The 21,122-nt window shown below is 73.2% G+C and carries 19 protein-coding genes and 1 riboswitch; of the genes, 6 read left to right on the top strand and 13 right to left on the bottom strand.

The genetic code is table 11. The features are described from left to right. Nucleotides 1–22: 22 nt before the first annotated feature. The 5 genes from ABT070_RS01785 to ABT070_RS01765 are packed head-to-tail and all read right to left on the bottom strand — an operon-like array spanning nt 23 to nt 5,915. On the bottom strand, nt 23–859 hold the full coding sequence (locus ABT070_RS01785; RefSeq protein ID WP_351753199.1) for an ECF transporter S component: 837 nt from the start codon (nt 857–859) through the stop codon (nt 23–25). After that, nucleotides 856–2,817, bottom strand: a complete 1,962-nt coding sequence (locus ABT070_RS01780; RefSeq protein WP_351753196.1) for an ABC transporter ATP-binding protein — start codon at nt 2,815–2,817, stop codon at nt 856–858. The genes ABT070_RS01785 and ABT070_RS01780 overlap by 4 nt, the downstream gene beginning before the upstream one ends. Next, the gene (locus ABT070_RS01775) at nt 2,814–3,986 is read right to left on the bottom strand and encodes an energy-coupling factor transporter transmembrane component T (protein WP_351753193.1); all 1,173 of its coding nucleotides are present in this window, start codon (nt 3,984–3,986) and stop codon (nt 2,814–2,816) included. The genes ABT070_RS01780 and ABT070_RS01775 overlap by 4 nt, the downstream gene beginning before the upstream one ends. After that, the gene (locus ABT070_RS01770) at nt 3,979–4,674 is read right to left on the bottom strand and encodes an SCO2322 family protein (protein ID WP_351753190.1); all 696 of its coding nucleotides are present in this window, start codon (nt 4,672–4,674) and stop codon (nt 3,979–3,981) included. The genes ABT070_RS01775 and ABT070_RS01770 overlap by 8 nt, the downstream gene beginning before the upstream one ends. Next, nucleotides 4,671–5,915, bottom strand: a complete 1,245-nt coding sequence (locus ABT070_RS01765; protein ID WP_351754394.1) for an SCO2321 family membrane protein — start codon at nt 5,913–5,915, stop codon at nt 4,671–4,673. The genes ABT070_RS01770 and ABT070_RS01765 overlap by 4 nt, the downstream gene beginning before the upstream one ends. Nucleotides 5,916–6,047: 132 nt before the next feature. Next, a riboswitch (adenosylcobalamin-variant (AdoCbl-variant) riboswitch) is annotated at nt 6,048–6,119 on the bottom strand. A gap of 102 nt (nt 6,120–6,221) precedes the next feature. On the opposite strand from ABT070_RS01765, the gene ABT070_RS01760 reads away from it, so the two are divergent. After that, nucleotides 6,222–6,932 (top strand): phosphotransferase, encoded by a 711-nt coding sequence (locus ABT070_RS01760; protein ID WP_351753187.1) that lies wholly within the window; start codon nt 6,222–6,224, stop codon nt 6,930–6,932. Here the strand turns inward: ABT070_RS01760 and ABT070_RS01755 are convergent, their stop codons facing one another. From ABT070_RS01755 to ABT070_RS01745, 3 genes are all read right to left on the bottom strand, one after another. After that, nucleotides 6,933–8,642, bottom strand: coding sequence for a serine/threonine-protein kinase (locus tag ABT070_RS01755; protein ID WP_351753184.1), 1,710 nt, complete (start codon nt 8,640–8,642; stop codon nt 6,933–6,935). 283 nt (nt 8,643–8,925) lie between these two features. Then, nucleotides 8,926–9,984, bottom strand: a complete 1,059-nt coding sequence (locus tag ABT070_RS01750) for a Strvi_7410 family MBL fold metallo-hydrolase (protein ID WP_351753181.1) — start codon at nt 9,982–9,984, stop codon at nt 8,926–8,928. A gap of 351 nt (nt 9,985–10,335) precedes the next feature. Then, nucleotides 10,336–10,767, bottom strand: coding sequence for a ricin-type beta-trefoil lectin domain protein (locus ABT070_RS01745; protein WP_351753179.1), 432 nt, complete (start codon nt 10,765–10,767; stop codon nt 10,336–10,338). 392 nt (nt 10,768–11,159) lie between these two features. On the opposite strand from ABT070_RS01745, the gene ABT070_RS01740 reads away from it, so the two are divergent. Together ABT070_RS01740 and ABT070_RS01735 are read left to right on the top strand one after the other, a co-directional pair. After that, nucleotides 11,160–12,617, top strand: coding sequence for an aldehyde dehydrogenase (locus ABT070_RS01740; protein ID WP_351753177.1), 1,458 nt, complete (start codon nt 11,160–11,162; stop codon nt 12,615–12,617). 5 nt (nt 12,618–12,622) lie between these two features. After that, complete coding sequence (locus ABT070_RS01735) at nt 12,623–12,895, top strand: ferredoxin (protein WP_351753174.1); 273 nt, start codon at nt 12,623–12,625, stop codon at nt 12,893–12,895. Nucleotides 12,896–13,137: 242 nt separating this feature from the next. Here ABT070_RS01735 and ABT070_RS01730 read toward each other — a convergent pair whose 3' ends face one another. Next, complete coding sequence (locus ABT070_RS01730; protein WP_351753172.1) at nt 13,138–13,758, bottom strand: TetR family transcriptional regulator; 621 nt, start codon at nt 13,756–13,758, stop codon at nt 13,138–13,140. 209 nt (nt 13,759–13,967) lie between these two features. Here ABT070_RS01730 and ABT070_RS01725 point away from each other — a divergent pair, with 209 nt between their 5' ends. The 3 genes from ABT070_RS01725 to ABT070_RS01715 are packed head-to-tail and all read left to right on the top strand — an operon-like array spanning nt 13,968 to nt 17,340. Next, nucleotides 13,968–15,410 (top strand): glycosyltransferase family 4 protein, encoded by a 1,443-nt coding sequence (locus ABT070_RS01725; RefSeq protein WP_351753169.1) that lies wholly within the window; start codon nt 13,968–13,970, stop codon nt 15,408–15,410. After that, on the top strand, nt 15,404–16,264 hold the full coding sequence (locus ABT070_RS01720; RefSeq protein WP_351753166.1) for a class I SAM-dependent methyltransferase: 861 nt from the start codon (nt 15,404–15,406) through the stop codon (nt 16,262–16,264). The genes ABT070_RS01725 and ABT070_RS01720 overlap by 7 nt, the downstream gene beginning before the upstream one ends. Further along, nucleotides 16,261–17,340 carry a prenyltransferase/squalene oxidase repeat-containing protein gene (locus ABT070_RS01715; protein ID WP_351753164.1) on the top strand — a complete coding sequence of 360 codons (1,080 nt, stop codon included), beginning with the start codon at nt 16,261–16,263 and terminating at the stop codon, nt 17,338–17,340. Before ABT070_RS01720 ends, ABT070_RS01715 begins: the two co-directional genes overlap by 4 nt. Before the next feature lie 43 nt (nt 17,341–17,383). Here ABT070_RS01715 and ABT070_RS01710 read toward each other — a convergent pair whose 3' ends face one another. The 4 genes from ABT070_RS01710 to ABT070_RS01695 all read right to left on the bottom strand — a co-directional run bounded on the left by ABT070_RS01710 (nt 17,384) and on the right by ABT070_RS01695 (nt 20,890). Next, nucleotides 17,384–17,674 (bottom strand): hypothetical protein, encoded by a 291-nt coding sequence (locus tag ABT070_RS01710; RefSeq protein ID WP_028806333.1) that lies wholly within the window; start codon nt 17,672–17,674, stop codon nt 17,384–17,386. A 64-nt stretch (nt 17,675–17,738) separates the two neighbouring features. After that, nucleotides 17,739–18,749, bottom strand: a complete 1,011-nt coding sequence (locus ABT070_RS01705; RefSeq protein ID WP_351753161.1) for an LLM class F420-dependent oxidoreductase — start codon at nt 18,747–18,749, stop codon at nt 17,739–17,741. A 136-nt stretch (nt 18,750–18,885) separates the two neighbouring features. Continuing rightward, entirely contained in the window at nt 18,886–19,692 is an 807-nt protein-coding gene (locus ABT070_RS01700) for a hypothetical protein (protein WP_351753158.1), read from the bottom strand. 178 nt (nt 19,693–19,870) lie between these two features. Then, nucleotides 19,871–20,890 (bottom strand): N-acetylmuramoyl-L-alanine amidase, encoded by a 1,020-nt coding sequence (locus ABT070_RS01695; protein ID WP_351753155.1) that lies wholly within the window; start codon nt 20,888–20,890, stop codon nt 19,871–19,873. Between the last annotated feature and the right edge of the window lie 232 nt (nt 20,891–21,122).

Below are 21,122 nucleotides of genomic sequence, written 5' to 3'. Positions count from 1 at the left end.
GTCATGTGGGGTGGTTCACCGGTCAACGGCCTTCGGGGGCCTTCGGCGGGGCCTCGAATGTGACCGCGGTCTCGAAAGCCGCGCGGCGGGTGGCTCTGCGTAGTGCCTTGAGCACCGCCGGGCCGAGCGTCAGGGTCAGCAGGACCGTGACCACCGCCCGCCCGAGGTCCCAGCCCAGCGAGGTCGCCACGCAGTACGCGGCGAAGCGGGCCAGGTTCGCGGGCACCGTCCCGTCCGGATCGAAGGCGACCCCCGAGGCCAGCGCGCCCATGAAGGGCCACCCGGCCATGTTCATCGCCGTCCCGTACGCGAAGGAGGCCGCGAAGCCGTAGGCCGCGAGGAGGGCCGGTTCGGCGCGGCCGCGCAGCCGGTCGGCGCCCGGCAGCAGGCCCGCGCCCATCGTGAACCAGCCCATGGCCAGCATCTGGAACGGCATCCACGGGCCCACCCCGCCCGTCAGCAGCGCGGACGCGAACATCGTGACCGAGCCGAGGACGAAGCCGAAGCCCGGACCGAGCACCCGGCCGCTCAGCACCATCAGGAAGAACATCGGCTCGATGCCCGCCGTCCCCGCGCCGATCGGACGCAGGGCCGCGCCCGTCGCCGCCAGCACGCCCAGCATCGCCACCGCCTTCGCGCCGAGCCCCGACTCGGAGATCGTCGCCGCCACGACCGCGACCAGCAGCACCAGCAGGCCCGCGAACAGCCAGGGAGCGTCCTGGGCGTGCGCGTTCAGCGCGGAGGTGGGCGGGGCGAGGAAAGGCCAGCCGAACGCGATCACGCCCACCGCGCTGACCAGCGCCAACGCGGCGAGCGAACGGGGACCCAGAGGTACGGGGCGCCACCTGGGCCTCGTCATCGCAGCGCCTCCCGCAAGGCCTCGCGCACCTGCGCGACCGTGAGCCACTCCTGCGGGGCGAGGATCTTCGTCACCTGTGGGGCGAAGGAGGGGGAGGAGACCACCACCTCCGCCGTCGGGCCGTCGGCGATCACCTCGCCCTCCGCGAGCAGCACCACCCGGTGGGCCAGTTCCGCGGCCAGCTCCACATCGTGGGTGGCCAGGACGATCGCGTGCCCGGCGGCGGCCAGCCCGCGCAGGACGGCGACCAGGCGCGCCTTCGCCGCGTAGTCCAGGCCGCGGGTCGGCTCGTCCAGGAGGAGCAGAGGCGGGCGGGCGGTGAGGACGACCGCCAGCGCGAGGGTGAGGCGCTGGCCCTCGGAGAGGTCGCGGGGGTGGATGTCGTCCGTGATGCCGGGGAGGAGGTCCGAGACCAGGGCCCGGCAGGTGCCGGGGGCGGCCCCCGCGTCCCGGTCGGCGGCCGCGCACTCGGCGGCGACCGTGTCGGCGTACAGCAGGTCGCGCGGCTCCTGCGGGACCAGACCGGCGCGCCGGACCAGGTCCCGGGGCGGGGTGCGGTGCGGCACGAGACCGCCCACGTGGACCGTCCCCGCCGACGGCTCGACGAGGCCTACGAACGTGTTGAGCAGCGTCGACTTGCCGGCGCCGTTGCGGCCCATGAGGGCGACGGTCTCGCCGGGCACGACGGTGAGATCCACCCCGCGCAGCGCCTGGACACGGGCCCGGCGCACGGAGAGGGAGCGGGCCTCGACGGGGGCCGCGGGAGTCGTGGGGGCGGACGGGCGGCGGTTCCTGCGGAGGCCGGCGAAGCGCGGTCGGGGCGGCTCGGGAGCCGGAGGAAGGGGGCGGCCCGAGCGGTCCGGTTCCCGTCCGGCGGGGTGTCGCCGGGCGTCCTGCCCGGGCGTGAGCGCCGGGGGCGCCGTCGCTCCGGGCGGGAGGCCGGGCGAGGCCGGGGCATCCGCGGCCGTGGCGAGAGGCGGCTGCCGGGGCCCGGCGGGCCGGCCGGGCGGGGGCGCGGCGGGTGCCGGGCCGGGTAGGGGTGCGGCGGGCCCCGGGCCGGGCAGGGATGCGGCGGGCCCCGCGCCGGGCAGGGGTGTGGCGGGTGGCGGAGGCTCGGCGTCGGCTGTCCGTCGACCGGACTGTCCCGCAAGCCGTTCCCGCAGGTCACCGGCGCGGCGGCGGGCGTCCCGCACGGTCAGGGGGAGAGGGGACCAGTCCGCCAGTCGGCCCAGGCCCACCACCGGCGGGAACACCGGGGACACGGCCATGACGTCCGCAGGGGTACCGAGGAGCGGGGCCGCGCCCGGGGCGGGCAGCAGGGCGACCTGGTCGGCGTACTGGAGGACGCGTTCCAGGCGGTGCTCCGCCAGCAGCACCGTCGTACCGAGGTCGTGGACGAGGCGGAGGAGGACGGCGAGGACCTCCTCGGCGGCCGCCGGGTCGAGCGCGGAGGTCGGCTCGTCCAGGACGAGGACGCGCGGGTGCGGGGTGAGGACCGAGCCGATCGCGACCCGCTGCTGCTGGCCGCCGGAGAGGGTGGCGATGGGCCGGTCGCGCAGGGCGGCCAGGCCGAGCAGGTCGAGGGTCTCCTCGACACGGCGGCGCATCACCTCCGGCGCGAGGCCCAACGACTCCATGCCGTAGGCGAGTTCCTCCTCGACGGTGTCCGTCACGAAGTGCGAGAGCGGGTCCTGCCCCACCGTCCCCACGACGTCGGCGAGTTCGCGCGGCTTGTGGGTGCGGGTGTCGCGGCCGGCGACCGTTACCCGGCCGCGCAGGGTGCCGCCGGTGAAGTGCGGGACGAGGCCGGACACCGTGCCGAGGAGCGTCGACTTGCCCACGCCCGACGGCCCCGCCAGAAGCACGAGTTCGCCCTCGGGGACGGTCAGGTCGACGTCCTGGATGGTGGGTTCGGTGGCGCCGTCGTACGTCACGGAGACGTTCTCGAAGCGGATCACGACGGCTCCTCGGTCACTGCTCGGACTGCTCGGACTGTTGGATCTGCCGGATCTGCCGGATCTGCCGGATCTGCTGGATGTGCTGGGTCTGGCGGTGGGCTTTCGGGGGCGAGGAAGGCGGGGAGCAGGCCGAGGAGTACGGCCGCCGCCGGCCACAGGGGGAGGGCGGGAGCGGTCAGCGGGACCACCCCGGGGTGCAGCGCGGCCGGGTCGGCGGACGCGGCGACGGTGAGGAGGGCCGCCACCGCGGCACCGGAGGCGGCGGTCAGACACGCCCGCGGGGTCCAGCGGTCCGGCCGGTAGCGGGTGCGCGGTGAGCGCCGGCCGCCCAGCCGCAGCCCGGCGAGGGCCGCGACGACTCCGGTGAACAGCACCGGGAGGCCGTAGCTCCCGCCCGCCGCGGTGAGCAGGCCGTACGTTCCCGCGCAGACGCCGAGCAGACCGCCGAGGGTGAGGGCGGCGGTCGTCCGGCGCACGGGGGCGGGCACGTCGGCGGTACGGCCGTAACCGCGGGCGTCCATCGCGGCGGCGAGGGCGACGGAACGCTCCAGAGCGCCCTCCAGGACCGGCAGGCCCACCTGGAGCAGCCCGCGCAGACCCGTGTCGGGGCGGCCCCGGAGGCGGCGGGCGGCGCGCAGGCGGTGGACGTCCGCGATGAGGTTCGGGGCGAAGGTGAGGGCCACGACCACCGCCACGCCCGTCTCGTACAGGGCGCCGGGCAGCGTCTTGAGGAGGCGGGAGGGGCTCGCCAGGGCGTTGGCGGCACCCACGCAGACGAGGAGCGCCGCCAGCTTCAGACCGTCGTAGAACGCGAAGAGCAGGCCCTCGGCCGTGACCGCGCCACCCAGCCGGATGCCCTGCGCCCAGTCGGGGAGCGGGACTTCGGGGAGCGTGACGAGCACCCGCGTGCCCGGGATCGGGGAGCCCAGGGCGATGACGAAGACGAGCCGGATGACGAGGACGGCGAGGGCGAGCTTCAGGAACGCGGAGTAGGAGCGGGACCAGGGGGTGTCGGGACGGCACGTGGTGACGACGTAGGCGGAGACGGCGAGGAGGAGACCGAGCAGGAGCGGATTGGTGGTGCGGGTGGCGGCGGTGCCCAGACCGAGGGCCCACAGCCACCAGGCGGCGGGGTGGAGCGGGGCGCGCCGGGGGCTGCCGTCAGCCATTCCGGCGGGATCCTCGCCGCCGGGCCTGCCAGACCGCCGCCGCGCCCAGTACCGCCACCGCCGCCGCACCTGCGTACAGGCCCACGGACGGCCCGCCGCCCGCTTCCTCGGCTGCCTTCCCCTCCGTCTCCTTCGTCGTGTCCGGCCGCGCGGTGGACGTCGGCTCGTCCGTTCCCGGCGCCTGTCCGGACACCTGCTCGCCGCAGCCCGTCCGCGGATACCCGGTGATCGCGCACAGCAGGGCGTTCGTGTCGTAGCGCAGGGGTTCGGCGACCGAGGCGAGCGCCTCGGCCGTCGTCGCGTCGGGCGAGACCCGGGCGCAGGCCGTGCGCGGCGACGGCGGGGTCTCGCCGCTCGGGGCGTCGGCCGCCGTGCCGAAGTCGATGACCAGGGCCACCCGCTTCGTGTCGTCCCGCGCGGGCGTCTTCGCGCAGATCGCCGCGAAGGAGGCCGCGCCGCGCGGCTGCGACGCGTCCTGGGAGTCCGCGCTCACCGCGAACCGGAAGCCCTGGACGTCGCCGTCGGCGGGGCGGGCGGTGGACGGGCCCTGGGTGGCGTACGTCCAGCCGTCGCCGGAGCGGTCCCAGAACGACCAGTAGCGGTAGCCGGCGGCCTGGGCCGACGGGACCGTGCCGGTCAGGGACAGCAGCAGCGCGGCGAGGACGAGGGTGGCCCACCGGCGCGTCACGGCTGCCGCTTCCTGCCGCGGACGCTGATCAGGAAGCCGATGCCGATGCCGGCGACGAGGAAGACGCCGACGATCCACCAGACGCCGTAACCGGAATCCGAGTCGTCCTTCTTGTCGGCGTCGGCGTCGGCGTCGGTGTCGGCCCCGGTGGCCTTCGTCGCGGCCTGCGGGGCCGGGCCCGTCGCGTTGAGCTGGGCGACCAGGTCGGCGCCGCCGAAGCGGTGGGGGTCGGCGCCCGTGGCGTGGGCCGCGAAGACGAGCTGGGCGTAGGCGGCGGGGCCGCTCTGCTTCGCCCAGGCCGCGGAGTTCTGCTCGAGCCAGGCGAGGGGCTTCTTCGCCTGCTCGACCGCACCCTGCGCGGCGAGGGCGACGACGGCGTCGGCGGTGTTGCCGTAGTCGGGCTGGTCCTCGGCGCCGGGGAGGGCGGACTTCAGATAGCCGTCGGCGACGACCGCTCCGGCGAGGTACTCCGCACCGTTGCGGGCGAGTCCGTTCGGGCTGGCCGCGTCCGCGGAGTCGCAGGCGGGGGCAGCCGACGTCTTGCCTGCCGTCGTCACGAACCCCTTGCCGAGGGCGCCGAGCACACCCGCCGCCGTCGCGTCGGCGTTGGCCGCGAGGCCGCCCTTCTTGTCCGGCTGGTACGCGAACGCGCCGCCCTCGGCGTCGTTGTCGCACGGGATGGAGAGCTTGGCGAGAGCGTCGTACGACGACTTGCCGGCCTTCTTCACCTCCGAGGGCTGCTGCCCGGCCGCCGCCATCGCCCCCGCCACGACGGAGGTCGAGTTCGCGTCGCTCGCGCCGCCGGGGGTGTAGCCCCAGCCGCCGTCGGCGTTCTGGACCGACTTCAGCCAGGTGACGGCCTTCTCGGTCTCGGCGCGGTGGCCGCCCAGCGCGGCCAGCGCCTGGACGGCAGCCGCCGTGCTGTTGGTGTCGACCATCAGCTTGGCGTCGCACGCCTTGGCGGTGTCCGCGCGGTACGCGGCGAAGGCGCCGTTGGCGCACTGCTGTCCGGTCAGCCAGGCCACGGCCCGGTCGGCGGGGGTGACGCCCGTGGTCCGCTGCGCGAGCAGGGCCAGCGACTGGCGCCAGACGCCGTCGTACGTCGGGTCGGCGGTCCCGTACAGCCCGTCGGGTATCGCCACCGACGGGGTGGGGGACGGGGTGGCGGCGACGGCGGGGACGGCGGCACCCAGCACGACGGTGGCGGCGGCCAGAGCGGCGGCGCTGCGGCGGATGTTCATGATCGGCGGGTGCCTCTCCCGGTCGGTGAGGTCACGCAGCCGGGCAGCACGGGACATCCCGGCGGCTCGGCTCCGTATACCTCGACGGTGCCGTGCGACGGCGGGGCTGCCGACGCACGTGAGCCGGTCACGTCCGTACCGGGCGATCCGGCTGTCACGGTTGCGGGTCAGCGCCGGAATTGCACCGGCTTTCCCCTGTACGGGCGTGATGACGACGCGGCCACTCTACCGGCAGGTAGCCGGGCGCCTGAGGGGCGGCTGTGAAAGCGCCCGGGGCGGGGCTCGAGCTCCCGATATGTTCTGACCATGACGCATACGGGGAGGGCGCCGGGTGGGGTGCCGGGTGGGCCGTGGCGTGGGCTGCCGGGCCGGCTGCTCGGCTCGGGCCGCACGGCCGACGTGTACGAGATCGACGAGGCGTGGGTGCTGCGCCGCGACCGGGAGGGCCGGGAGGACTCGGCCGCCCTCGCGGCGGTGATGACACACGTGCGCCGGCACGGCTACCCCGTGCCCGCCGTACGGCCCTCCGGCTCACGCGCCGACCTGGTGATGGAACGGCTGGACGGGCCGACGATGCTCCACGCGTTCGCGGCGGGGACGCTGGGCCCCGAGGAGGCGGGGGCCGTCCTCGCCCGGCTGCTGCGTGAGCTGCACGCCCTGCCGGGCCGGGTCTCGGCCGACGCCCGCGTACTGCACCTGGACCTCCACCCGGACAACGTGATCCTCACGCCCGACGGCCCCCGGGTCATCGACTGGGCCAACGCGGAGGAAGGCCGCCCGGGGCTCGACTGGGGCATGTCCGCGGTGATCCTCGCCCAGGTGGCCGTCTCCGCCCAGCCGATCGCCGACCCGGCCCGGGCGATGCTGACCGCCCTGCTCGCCGACCCCCGCGACCTCACCGAGGAAGGCCTGGCGGAGGCCCTGCGCAGACGTGCGGCCAACCCGACGATGAGCCGCGAGGAGACGCGACTCCTCGTACCGGCCGCCGAGTTGATCAGGGCGTCGGCGGGCCGCTGACTAGGCAGCCCGCCATACCGTCATGTCCGCGGTCACGAAGGCGATGTCCGGCAGCGCGGTCGACTTCACCTGGATCACGAGCAGCGCGATGTCCCCGGAGGGGTGCTTGACGCAGATCTCGCTGCCGGCCGCCGCCGCGGCGAGGGGAAGCCGGTGGCTCTTGACGCCGGTGAGGACGATGCGGCACGCGTCGAGGCCGCCGCCGGGGTCGCCGAACACCATGTTGAGCACGCTGGTGTCGCTCTCCAGCGCGCAGCCGGTCGTCTCGCAGGTGAAGCGGATGTCCCCCTTGCTGTCCTCGCGCCGGACCGGCTCCCTGATGTCCAGTGAGGTCTTCGCGTCCAGCCACTGAAGGGGATAGGCGGTGGCCTGCGGCGTCTTGGGCACGGTCGGGGAGGAGCCCGACCCCTGCGATGTCCGGTCACCGGCCACCGAGTCCGGCGCGGCCGTCGACGCGGACGCGGACGCCGACGACCCCGCGGACCCGGAAGGGCCGGGCGTCGAGGAGGCCCCGGTCGTGTCGTCCCGGTGGCGGAGTCGGTCCGCCGCCTCCACGACCGTCCATGTCAGACCGGTCAGCACCAGCGCGCCCGCGGTGACGGCGGCGGCCGTGACCAGCGCGGTGCGCCGACGCCGGGCCGGCCGCCCGTCCGGCCGCGTGAGCTGCGACCGCACCGGCGCGATCAAGGGCATCGCGTGCGGGGCCATCGCGTCGGTGGGCACAACGTGTCGGGGCGTGTCGTGCTGCGGCGTCCTGTGCGAGGGCCGCGGGATCAAGGGCAGCGTGTGCACCGGGGTGGGATCGGGAACCGGAGACGGGACCGTCACCTCCGGCCCGGTGACCTCCCGCCAGACGGACGGACCGGCGCCGTCGGCCGCGTCCCCGTCCAGACGTCGCCGGCACCACTCGACGACCTCCGCCGGGGTGGCCCGCTCCTCCGGATCGGCGGCGAGACACCGGGCGATCAGCGGACGGAGCGCTTCGGGCAGCAGCGACAGGTCGGGGTCCGAGTGCACGATCCGGTACAGCACGCTGACCGAGGGGCCGTCCCCGTACAGCGGCTCGCCCAGGGCCGCGAACGCCGCCGTCTGGCCGAGCGCGAACACATCGGTCGCCGCGGTGACCGCGCCCGCGGTCGCCTGCTCGGGGGCCATGAACTGCGGTGTGCCGACGGCGAGGCCGGTGGCGGTGTTCGAGGTGATGTCGGAGGCCAGCGAGATGCCGAAGTCGATCACGCGCGGTCCGTCGGCGGCCAGCAGCACGTTCGACGGCTTCAGGTCCCGGTGCACGATGCCCGCACCGTGGATCGCCTGGAGCGCCTCCGCCACCCCCGCCATCAGCCACAGCACGGCGGGCACCGGCAGCGGCCCGCGCCGGGCGACGGCCTCCGCCAGCGAGGGCCCGGGCACGTACAGCGTGGCCAGCCAGGGCGGTACGCCGTCCGCGTCGGCGTCGATCAGCTCGGCGGTGTAGGCGCCGCGGACCCGCCGGGCGGCCTTGATCTCCCTGCGGAACCGCCGCCGGAAGGCGGGGTCGTCGGCCAGCTCCGGGCGTACCACCTTGATCGCCAGCGGGCGGCCGCCCTGCGTGTGCGACAGGTAGACCCGGCCCATGCCGCCCGCGCCGAGCCGGGCGGCGAGACGGTAGCCGGCCACCAGGGGCGGATCGTCCGCCTGCAGTGGCTCGAACGCCTCAGTCGCATGATTCATCGGCCCTCATCCCCCGTGCTCCCCCGGATCTCGCGATCTCCCGGATCCCCTGGCCCTCGGATCCCCTGGCCCTCGGATCCCCTGGCCCCCTGATCCCCTGGCCCTGTGATCCGACGATCCGATCAAGTCGGCAGCTTACGTCGGGTGTTGGCCCACCGGGGGAGGTCACCGGGAGGGGCCGTCGGGAGGGGTTGCCGAGAGGGGCCGCCGGGAGGAGTCGCCGGGGGTGGACCGAAGTACATGGGGTGTTGGTATCAAGGGGCCCTCACCCCGCGCGAGCGATTTACACCGCCACGTACGTCACCGGATCGCTCCCGGTGACCGCCTCCGCGCGCCCCTGCTTCACCAGTCGCCGCAGATGGGCCTCGGCCTCCGAGACCGCGATGTTCCTCGACCCGTAGGGGATTTGTGGCCAGGGGCGGTTCCACTCCATGCGCTCCGCGACCTGCCAGGGGGTGAGGGGGGTGGCGAGGAGGGCGAGGAGGCCGGTGAGGCGGTCCTCGTGGTGGGCGAGCAACTCCCGCACGCGGGAAGGCGCGTCGGCGAAGGCGTACTGGTGGGCCGGGAGGATCTCGGAGGGGGCGAGCCGGCCGACGCGTTCGAGGGAGTCGAGGTAGTCGCCGAGGGGGTCGGTGACGGTGGCGTCGTCGGGGTCCTCGTACAGGCCGATGTGCGGGGTGATCTCCGGCAGCAGATGGTCGCCGGAGAACAGGCGCCCGTGGCCCGGGAGTCCGGCGGGATGGTCCTCCTCCAGATGGAGGCAGACATGGCCGGGGGTGTGGCCCGGCGTCCAGATCGCGCGCAGCCGGCGGCCGGGCAGGTCGAGGAAGTCGCCGGGGACGATCTCGCGGTCGGGGAGGGCGGGCGCGAGGCCGGGGAAGGGGCGGCGGCGGGTGGGGGGCGTTCGGAGCGGGGCGATGTGCTCCTCCGGGGCGCCGGCGGCGGTGAGCTTGGCCGCCATGTAGGTGTACCAGCGCTCGGGGCGCGTCTCCCGGGTCCGCCGCACGATCGAGGTGTCCGCCGCGTGCATCGCCACCCACGCCCCGGAGGCCTCCCGCACCTGACCGGACAGGCCGTGGTGGTCGGGGTGGTGGTGGGTGATCACGACTCCGACCAGTTCGCCGACGGAGGTGCCGCACGCGGCCAGCCCGCCGGTCAGCGCCTCCCAGGACGCCGGGTCGTCCCAGCCCGTGTCGATCAGGACCGGCCCGCGGTCGGTGTCGACGACGTACACCAGGGTGTGGCCCAGGGGGTTGTCCGGGATGGGGACACGGAGGGAACGGACGCCACCCCCGTGGTCGTACTGGTCGCACGTGCCGGGTTCACCCTGACTGCTCTTCATCTGCCCTCCGTCACACGGCCGTTGCCCACTATAACTAGAACTGGTTTCAATGGGTGCCCAAGTCGACTGACGCTGATGGGCAGTCGGATCGGCCGTGGGGAACCTCTTCGAGGCTCGGTCCGGGCAGCCGGGAGCGGTCGCCGGCTGCCGTTGCCGGTGGTCACCGAGGGTCCTTCCGCGGGAATGCTTCAGGCCCGGTGGTCGTCGGTCCTCACCCTCGGCCCGTCGGCGATGTCGACCCGGCCCGGAGCGCGAACACCCCGGTAAGCACCGCAGGGTGGCACCACCGGCCAGGCCGGTAAGTGCCACCCTGCGGGAAGCGAGGCGGGCAGCGGTGCCGTCAGGTGAGGCCTACTCGTGGAACTCGAAGCGCCATGCCTGGCTCGGACCCGCAGGCTCCAACGGGCGCAGCGCCGTCATCGGCGGGAAGATCCGCAGCAGGCTGAGGTCCGCCGCCAGTTCGACGCCGTCGACCGGGCCGCCGGGGACGACGATGTGGAACAAGTGCGGCTCGGCGGACTGCTGGAGCCGCCACTCGGTGGCCTGCGAGGACCCGCGGAGCATTTTGTTGATCTCGGGGACGCCGTCGAAGCTGAGGTACGTCTCGTGCCGCAGGTTCTTGATGGTGACGTTGCCGTTGGAGAGGCCTTCGACGTGCCACTCCTGCTCCCCGGGCTGACCGGTCGGCGGCAGGACGATCGCGGGGGCCTTCTCGTCCTGGAGCGTCAGGTGCTGCTCGCCGCGCTTGGTGATTCCGTAGGGGCCGTTGGGGATCGGTGCCATGACAGTTGTCTCCTCGGGAGGGGAAAGTCGTCGGTGCGGTGCTCCGACCGGAGCGCACGCACATGATCATCGCCGTGACTCTGCGTCACATGACGACGAACTCGCCCGACGGTCGCCCGATCGGCTGCGGTGGATCGTGGTGGTGGGCCGTGGTGGTGGGAACCGAGCGCCGCGAGCGTCCGACAGGATCCGTCGACGGGCGGTCGACGGCACATACCGGGTGGCCGGTGAAGGCGCGACGTCCTACAGGCGGCCCACGTGGCGTGACGGGGTCTCCGGTCGGCGGTAAACCTGCTGGTGGGGGCCGGTTTGGTGGCAGGCCTGGCTTAGTTCAACTGGAACTGGTATCAGTTCCTGAAACACCGTCAGAAACGTAGACGAAGGCAGTGGTTATGGCCGAGCTCGTGGAACACGGACAGCTGTTCATCGGCGGGGAACTGACCGATCCCCTGGGCAAGGACGTCATCGAGGTGGTCTCGCCGCACACCGAGGAGGTCATCGGGCGGGTGCCGCACGCGTCGACGGGCGACGTGGACCGGGCGGTCGCCGCGGCGCGGCGGGCCTTCGACGAGGGGCCCTGGCCCCGGTTGTCGCTCGACGAGCGGATCGCCGTCGTCACCCGCATCAAGGACGGCATCGCGCTGCGGCACGAGGAGATCGCCCGGGTGATCTCCTCCGAGAACGGCTCCCCGTACTCCTGGAGCGTCCTCGCGCAGGCCCTCGGCGCGATGATGGTGTGGGACGCGGCGATCACCGTCGCGCGCGGCTTCACCTACGAGGAGCGGCGCGACGGCGTGCTGGGGAAGATCCTCGTGCGGCGCGAGCCCGTGGGGGTGGTCGCCGCCGTCGTCCCCTGGAACGTGCCGCAGTTCGTCGCCGCGGCCAAGCTCGCGCCCGCGCTGCTCACCGGCTGCACGGTGGTGCTGAAGCCGTCGCCCGAGTCGCCGCTGGACGCGTATCTGCTGGCCGAGATCGCGCGGGACGCCGGGCTGCCGGAGGGCGTGCTGTCGATCCTGCCGGCGGACCGCGAGGTCAGCGAGTACCTGGTGGGGCACCCTGGCGTCGACAAGGTGTCGTTCACCGGCTCGGTCGCGGCCGGCAAGCGGGTCATGGAGGTGGCGTCCAGGAACCTGACGCGGGTGACCCTGGAGCTCGGCGGGAAGTCGGCGGCGGTCGTCCTGCCGGACGCGGACATCGCCACGGCCGTCCCCGGGATCGTCTCGGCCGCCTTCATGAACAACGGGCAGGCCTGTGTGGCCCAGACCCGCATCCTCCTGCCGCGCTCGCGCTACGACGAGTTCGCCGACGCCTTCGCCGCCGCGGCGGCCGCGCTGGTCGTGGGCGATCCGCTGGACCCGGCGACCCAGGTCGGCCCGCTGGTGGCGCGGCGGCAGCAGCGCCGCAACCTCGACTACATCCGGATCGGGCAGGAGGAGGGCGCGAAGATCCTCACGGGCGGCGGACGTCCGGCGGGACTCGACCGCGGCTGGTACGTGGAGCCGACCCTGTTCGGCGACGTCGACAACTCCATGCGGATCGCCCGCGAGGAGATCTTCGGGCCGGTGATCTGCCTGCTGCCCTACGGCGACGAGTCCGAGGCGCTGAGGATCGCGAACGACTCGGACTACGGGCTCAGCGGCAGCGTGTGGACGGCCGACGTCGAGCGCGGCATCGAGGTCGCCCGGCAGGTCCGTACCGGGACGTACTCGGTGAACACCTTCAGCCTCGACATGCTCGGACCGTTCGGCGGCTACAAGAACTCCGGGCTGGGGCGGGAGTTCGGGCCCGAGGGCTTCGGCGAGTACCTCGAGCACAAGATGATCCACCTGCCCGCGGGATGGGAGGGGTGAGCAGGGTGGGGACACCTCCCGCGCCGGCGCGTTCGGGCGTGGGGGCGGGGGACCGGTGGCACGTCGAGGTGGACCGGTCCCTGTGCATCGGTTCCGCCCAGTGCATCCATCACGCGCCCGACGGCTTCCGGCTCGACACCGCGCGCCAGTCGCATCCGGTCGCCCCGGACACGGACGCCAACGAGCGGGTGCTGGCGGCGGCGGAGAGCTGCCCGGTGGAGGCGATCATGATCACGCTGGCGGGCAGCGGGGAGGCGGTGTTCCCGCCGGAGGAGTGAAGAAATCTCCCGACAGGGTATTGCGTCACCTTTCGGACGTTTTATCCTGGTAGTGGCCTACGAGGCGAATGAGGGGGTCCGACCGGAGTAGCCGACTTCTGCGCGACGCGAAGGCATCCGCCGAGGCCGACGTCGACGGACGGACCGAGGGACCTGAAGGTCGCGGGACAGGATCTGAAGGAAACCCTCGTCGTCTCGTAGGTCCCGTTCGTACGTGCTGTTCCTGACTCTGCGCGTGCGTTCTATTCGTGCGGCCGGGGGTCCGTCACGTCGATCAGCCGGCACACCGTCTCGATGTCGATGCGCACCTGGGCGATGGACGCGCGGCCCGACAGCCAGGTGATGAGCGCCGAGTGCCAGGTGTGCTCGATGACGCGGACCGCCGAGAGCTGCTCCGGGGTGGGATCGGTCAGGCCCATCGAGTCGAGGATGATCGCCGTCGTCTGACGGGAGACCTGGTCGACCTCCGGCGAGACGCTGCGGTCGGCGAAGGTCAGCGCGCGGACCATCGCGTCCGCGAGGTGCGGCTCGCGCTGGAGGGCGCGGAAGGCGCGCATCAGGGTCTCCGCGACGCGGTCCGCCGCCCGTTCGCCCGTCGGGGGCTTCTTCCTCAGTGTGCCGTGCATGTGCTCCAGCTGGTCCTGCATCGTGGCGACCAGCAGATGCACCTTGGAGGGGAAGTAGCGGTAGAGCGTGCCCAGGGCGACCTGCGAGGACTCCGCGACCTCCCGCATCTGCACCGCGTCGAAACCGCCCCGGCTGGCCAACTGCGCGCTCGCGTGCAGGATGCGGCGACGGCGCGCCTCCTGCCGCTCGGTGAGTGGGGAGTGCGCAGGGCGCTGGGTGCTGGCTTCCGCAGGCATGGGTCCCGTTCCGTGACAGTCGGTGAGGCTCAGTGGGCACACAGCTCGACGGGGCGGTGGGCCGTGGCGTGAATCACCTGATCCACTGCTCACAGCTCTCCTACCTGCCGGTAGATTCAGAGCCTCCCGAACGATCAAGTCTGAAACTTGTTCTAGATTAGCGTCCCGTCGTAGTCTCGCGGGACAATGCAGGCAGAAGGGGGCCCGGAGTGACCGCTGAGGCCAGTCAGGCAGGGCCCCGGCACGACCTCGCCGCCGACGGCGGGCGACCGCTCACCATCGCGCTCCTCACGTATAAGGGGAACCCGTTCTGCGGGGGCCAGGGTGTCTACGTACGGCACCTCTCGCGCGAGCTGGCCCGTCTCGGGCACCGCGTCGAGGTGATCGGCTCCCAGCCCTATCCGGTGCTGGATCCCGGTCACGACGACCGCCTCTCCCTCACCGAGCTGCCCAGTCTCGACCTCTACCGTCAGCCGGACCCCTTCCGGACCCCGAAGCGTGGCGAGTACCGCGACTGGGTGGACGCCCTCGAGGTCGGCACGATGTGGACCGGCGGCTTTCCCGAGCCGCTGACGTTCTCGCTGCGGGCCCGCCGCCACCTGCGCGCGCGCAGCGGCGAGTTCGACATCGTGCACGACAACCAGACCCTGGGATACGGGCTGTTGGGAGACGTCGGCGCGCCCCTCGTCACCACCATCCACCACCCCATCACCGTCGACCGGCAGTTGGAGCTGGACGCCGCCGAGGGGCGGCGGCGGCGGTACTCCGTGCGCCGCTGGTACGCGTTCACCCGGATGCAGAAGCGGGTCGCGCGCAGGCTGCCGTCCGTGCTCACCGTCTCCGGCACCTCCCGCCAGGAGATCATCGACCACCTCGGCGTCCGCGACGACCGCATCCACGTCGTCCACATCGGCGCCGACACCGACCTGTTCTCGCCGGACCCCAGCGTGGCCGTCGTGCCGGGCCGGATCGTGACGACGTCCAGCGCGGACGTCCCGCTCAAGGGCCTGGTCTTCCTCGTCGAGGCACTGGCCAAGGTGCGCACCGAGCACCCGCACGCCCATCTCGTCGTCGTCGGCAAGCGCCCGCAGGAGGGGCCGGTCGCCCAGGCGATCGAGCGGTACGGCCTCGAAGGCGCCGTCGAGTTCGTCAAGGGCATCTCCGACGCCGAGCTGGTCGACCTGGTCCGCTCGGCGGAGGTCGCCTGCGTGCCCTCGCTGTACGAGGGCTTCTCCCTGCCGGCCGCCGAGGCCATGGCCACGGGCACCCCGCTGCTCGCCACGACCGGCGGGGCGATCCCCGAGGTCGCCGGGCGCGACGGCGAGACCTGTCTGGCCGTGCCGCCGGGCGACTCCGGTGCGCTCGCCACGGGTCTCGGACGGCTGCTGGGCGATCCGGAGCTGCGGGCCCGCCTCGGCGCGGCCGGACGGCAACGGGTGCTCGAGCGGTTCACCTGGGCGCGCGCCGCCGAGGGGACCGTGGCCCGGTACCGCGAGGCGATCGCCGACGGCGGCCGCCCGCGGGGCGGCGCGGCTCCCGCCGCCTCCGCAGCCGCCGCCTCCGCAGCCGCCGAGGCCGTCGGCGCCGGGGCCGACATCGACGCCGTAACCGAAGCATCCGATCGCGATCGCGAAAGCAGGGCCACGTGCTGACCGTCGACTTCTCCCGGTTCCCGCTCGCCCCGGGCGACCGGGTCCTGGACCTGGGCTGCGGTGCCGGCCGGCACGCGTTCGAGTGCTACCGGCGCGGCGCGCAGGTCGTGGCCCTCGACCAGAACACCGAGGAGATACGCGAGGTCGCCAAGTGGTTCGCGGCGATGAAGGAGGCCGACGAGGCCCCCGAGGGCGCCACCGCCACCGCCATGGAGGGCGACGCCCTCGCCCTGCCCTTCCCCGACGAGTCCTTCGACGTCGTGATCATCTCCGAGGTCATGGAGCACATCCCGGACGACAAGGGCGTCCTCGCGGAGATGGTGCGCGTGCTCAAGCCGGGCGGCCGGATCGCGATCACCGTCCCGCGCTACGGCCCCGAGAAGGTCTGCTGGACCCTCTCCGACGCCTACCACGAGGTCGAGGGCGGCCACATCCGCATCTACCGGGCGGACGAACTGCTCACGAAGATCCGCGAGGCGGGCCTGAAGCCGTACGGCACCCACCACGCCCACGCGCTGCACTCGCCGTACTGGTGGCTGAAGTGCGCGTTCGGCGTCGACAACGACAAGGCGCTGCCGGTGCGGGCGTACCACAAGCTGCTGGTCTGGGACATCATGAAGAAGCCCCTCGCCACCCGGGTCGCCGAGCAGGCGCTGAACCCGCTCATCGGCAAGAGCTTCGTGGCGTACGCGACCAAGCCGCACCTGCCCCGCCTCTCCGAGCAGGCAGAGCAGGCAGAGAAGACCGAGCAGGCCGCGAAGACGCCGAAGGCCGCGAAGGCCAGGCAGACCGCGAAGACCGGGCAGAGCGCGAAGACCGAGCAGGCCGAGAAGACCGGGGCGGACGCCAAGTGACGACCCCCCGGACAGAACACCTCGTCCTGCCCGGGGTCCTCACCGCCGAGCAGGCCGCCGTGACCGTCACCGGCATCCTCGCCGCGCAGCGTGAGGACGGCGCGATCCCGTGGTTCCGGGGCCACCACCTCGACCCGTGGGACCACACCGAGGCGGCGATGGCGCTGGACGCGGCGGGCGAACACGACGCCGCCGAGCGGGCGTACCGCTGGCTGGCCCGGCACCAGAACGACGACGGCTCCTGGTTCGCCGCGTACGCGGACGGCGCCTTCGACGACGTCACCGACCGAGGGCGCGAGACGAACTTCGTCGCCTACATCGCCGTGGGCGTCTGGCACCACTACCTGTCCACCGGCGACGACACCTTCCTGGACCGCATGTGGCCGGCCGTCTACGCGGCCGTCGAGTACGTGCTGCGGCTCCAGCAGCCCGGCGGGCAGATCGGCTGGCGCCGCGACGACGACGGCACCCCGACCGCCGACGCGCTGCTCACCGGCTCCTCCTCCATCCACCAGGCGCTGCGCTGCGCGCTGGCCATCGCCGAGCAGCGCGAAGAGCCCCAGCCCGACTGGGAGTTGGCGGTGGGCGCGCTGCGGCACGCCATACGGCGCCATCCCGAGCGGTTCCTCGACAAGGACCGCTACTCGATGGACTGGTACTACCCGGTGCTGGGCGGCGCGTTGACCGGCACGGAGGCCAAGGCCCGGATCGAGGCCGACTGGGAGCGGTTCGTGGTCCCGGGACTGGGAGTGCGCTGCGTCGTCCCCAACCCGTGGGTGACGGGCGGCGAGTCGGCCGAACTCGCCCTGGCCCTGTGGGCGATGGGCGAGTCCGACCGGGCGCTGGAGATTCTTCAGTCGATCCAGCATCTGCGCGACGAGGAGTCGGGCCTGTACTGGACGGGATTCGTGTTCGAGGACGAGGCGATCTGGCCCCGGGAGCTGACCACCTGGACCGCCGGTTCGCTGCTGCTCGCCGTGGCGGCCCTCGGCGGTCATGAGGCCACCTGCGCCGTGTTCGGCGGGGAGCTGCTGCCGACCGGGCTGTCCGGGCTCGAGGCGGACTGCTGCGCCTGACGCGTTCCCGGGGCGGGTTTCAGGACCCGCCCCGGGACCCGCCTCAGTGGCGGTGGACCCGGTTGGCGATGGCGTGACCGATGAACAGGTAGACGACCGCTGCCAGGCCGTACCCTGCCACCACGCGCGCCCAGGCCTCGTCGAACGTGAACAGGTCACGTGACCAGCCGGCCAGCCAGTTGGCCATGTGGTGCACGAACTGGACCAGGTCGTTTCCCCGGTTGGCGTCCAGCAGGTACATGAGGATCCAGAGCCCGAGGATGACGGCCATGACGTCCGCGACGACCGCTACGACCGTTCCGGCGGAGTTGGAACCACTGCGATATCGAGACATGACTTCCGTCTGGCCCCGGAATCCCGGTTGAAACGTGGCGTGTTCGCGCTCCGTGCGCCGGTGGCTATGAGTTGAGTTCCGCCAGCACCCGAAGGGTCGTCCGGTCCGGGGCGACGACCAGCAGGTCCGTCACCGGCCCCTTGCGCCAGGACTCCAGCCGCTCGGCGACGCGTTCGCGCGGGCCGACCAGGGAGATCTCGTCGGCGAAGGCGTCCGGGACGGCCAGCACCGCCTCCTCGCGCCGCCCCGCCAGGAAGAGCTCCTGGATGCGCAGGGCCTCCTCCTCGTACCCCATGCGGGCCATCAGGTCGGCGTGGAAGTTGCGGGTGGCGTGGCCCATGCCGCCGATGTAGAAGCCGAGCATCGCCTTCACGGGGAGCAGACCCTCGGTGACGTCGTCACAGATCCGCGCCTGGGCGAGGGGCGCGACCCGGAAGCCCTCGGGCAGTTCCGCCACCGCCGGGCCGTACGCGTCCGGCCGGTTCGGCGACCAGTACAGGGGCAGCCAGCCGTCGGCGATACGGATCGTCTGGGCGACGTTGCGCGGACCCTCCGCGCCCAGCAGCAACGGCAGTTCGGGGCGCAGGGGGTGGGTGATGGACCTGAGCGGTCTGCCGAGGCCGGTCGCGTCCGGGCCGCGGTAGGGGTGGGAGTGGAAGCGGCCGTCCAGTTCCACCGGCGCTTCGCGGCGCAGCACCTGGCGCACCACGTCCACGTACTCCCGGGTCGCGGTCAGGGGGGACTTGGGGAACGGCCGGCCGTACCACCCCTCCACCACCTGGGGGCCCGACAGGCCGAGCCCGAGCATCATCCGGCCGCCGGAGAGATGGTCCAGGGTCAGGGCGTGCATCGCGGTCGTGGTGGGGGAGCGGGCCGCCATCTGCGCGACGGCCGTGCCCAGTCCGATCGTCGACGTGCGGGCGGCGATCCAGGTGAGGGGGGTGAAGGCGTCGGAGCCCCAGGACTCCGCCGTCCACACGGAGTCGTAACCGAGCCGTTCCGCCTCACGCGCCAGTTCCACGTGGTCGGGGGAGGGGCCGCGGCCCCAGTAGCCGAGTGCCAGACCGAGCCGCATGCCCGCCTCCTGACGGTGTGTCAGACATGGGAAGGCTGCGACTGTACGACAACGGCCCCCCGCCCGGAAGGGCGAGGGGCCGTGCGTGACGCTGTGCGGAGCGCAGGATCGGTGTGCGGTCCCCGGTGGCGCGGACTCAGCCGCGCTGGATGCCGGAGGCGTCCCGCAGGACACCGCGGCGGCCGTCCTGGGTCTGGGCGACCAGACCCTGGGCGCCCTGCTCGACCGCGAGGTACCAGGTGCCCGGCGCCAGTTCGGCGATCGGCGTCGGCGCGCCGTCCTCCGCGTACAGCGGACGCGGCACCGGCACGGCGAACCAGAACGGGGAGAAGTCCCCGCCCGACGGCTGCGCCGGACCCGGCTGGGCGCCGAACGGCGCCGGACCCGGCTGGCCCTGCTGCGGCGGGGCGCCGAACGCCGACGGCTGCTGCGGCGCGCCCGGGTAGCCGTAACCGGCGGGCGGCTGCGCGCCGTAGGGCTGCGGGGCGGCCGGCCTGGGCGCCGGGACGAGGGCGGCCTGGAGGGCCGGCACCAGCGGGGTGGCGATCGCGCCGGCGGCCAGCAGCAGCGCGGCGATCAGGCCCAGGATCAGACCGGAGCCCGTGTCGATCCCGGTGCTGCCGAAGGAGTCGCTGAACGCGCCGAGCGGGTCGACGATCGTCCAGAACGCCGTCCACGCGGAGAAGACCGTCAGCGCGACACCGAACTGACCCAGGTCGAGGCCGACGACCTTGCGCGGCTGCGGAAGCGCGCGGGCCACGACGATCAGGGCGGCACCGATGATTCCGCCGAGATACATGCTCATTACGAGGCCGAGGTTGTCCCAGGCGTTCGGGACGTCACTGCCGGAGCCGTCGAACGTGTCCAGGAACGACGCGATGAACAGCAATACCGCTGCTCCGATCACCACGCCGTCGCCTCGAGTGAGGGAGCGGATATTCACTTCAGGTCCTTCGTCAGTCGTCTCGTCATCGGTACACGCATACACATATCGGTAGAGGCGTCGCTGTCACCATGTCGCCGTCAGGCCCCTTTGTGAAGCGCGGGGGTGGCCCCTCATCGTGGGGACGACACTATCGTCACCTCGATCGCGCTGTCCGCCGGGATGTACGCCCTGATCACTACCCGTGCAGGAAACTCACGATTCCCTCAGAGATCCCCTGCGCCGCCTTCTGCCGCCAGGCGCCACTGGTCAGCAGCGCCGCGTCCTTGGTATCGCGCATGTTGCCGCACTCGATGAACACCTTGGGAACCGTTGACAGATTGAGACCGCCCAGGTCCTCACGCGTGACGAGACCGGTGCCGTCGCCGACGTAGTTGGACGGTGAAGTGCCCGTCGCCCGGGTGAAGTCGCCCGCGATCAGCTTCCCGAGGTCCTTCGACGGGGCGACGATGGCGCGGGTGTCGGCGTCCCCCGCGTGCACCGCGCCCGGCAGGATCACATGGAAGCCGCGCTGCCCGGCTCCGGCGCCGTCGGCGTGGATCGAGACGACCGCGTCGGCGTGCGCCGCGTTCCCGATCCGGGCGCGCTCGTCGACGCACGGGCCGTACGGCCGGTCCGCGTCCTGGGTCAGCCGCACCGTGGCGCCCTGCTGCTGGAGCAGCGCGCGCAGCCGGTGGGCCACGTCCAGCGTGAACTGCGCCTCGCTGTAACCGGAGTTCGTGGACGTGCCCGTCGTGTCGCACTCCTTCCGGTTGGTGCCGATGTCCACCTTGCGGTTGATGTCGGCGGTGTGCAGGTAGTTGGTGGGGTTGTGGCCGGGGTCGATGACGACGACCTTGCCCTGGAGCGAGGCCGCGCCGGAACCGGCCGGGGCGGAGGCGGAGGCGGACGCGGTGCTCGTACCGGCACCCGTCTTCCCGTCACCGCCCGTGCCGCTCGCGCCGCCCGCACTGTCCGCGCCGTTCGCCGGGGAGCTGAGGACGCTCGGTGCCGCCCCCGCGCCTGCCCCGGGTCCGTTCGTCCCGCCGCTCCCGGTCCCGCCCAGCGCCTCGTACGCCACCCAGCCCAGCAGCGCCCCGGGCACGAGCGCGGCGAGCGCCACGGTCAGCGGGCGGCGCAGCGGCGAGCGGCGCGGCCGCGAGGGGCCGAAGGGGTCGGAGGGATCGAAGGGACCGGGGTTCGAGCCTGCGTACGACACGCCTGCCACCCTAACGGCCACCCCGGCGAGGTCTCACGGGGACGGCGGCCGGACGGATGACGGACGGATGACGGACGGATGACGGACGGCGGTCCCGCCGGGCCGGGTCCCCTCGGCCGGTCCCGCCCGCGTGGTTCGCTCGGACGGTCCCGGAGCTCGGCGGGCCCTGCTCCGGGCGGCTCGCCGGGGTTCCGCTCGGCCGGCTCCGCTCTGCCGGCGCCGTTCGGCGGGT

Source organism: Streptomyces sp. NPDC002884, from assembly GCF_040295245.1.
GTDB lineage: Bacteria > Actinomycetota > Actinomycetes > Streptomycetales > Streptomycetaceae > Streptomyces.
Note: the sequence above shows the minus strand (reverse complement) of the source record. Positions and strands in the feature narration are given on the sequence as shown.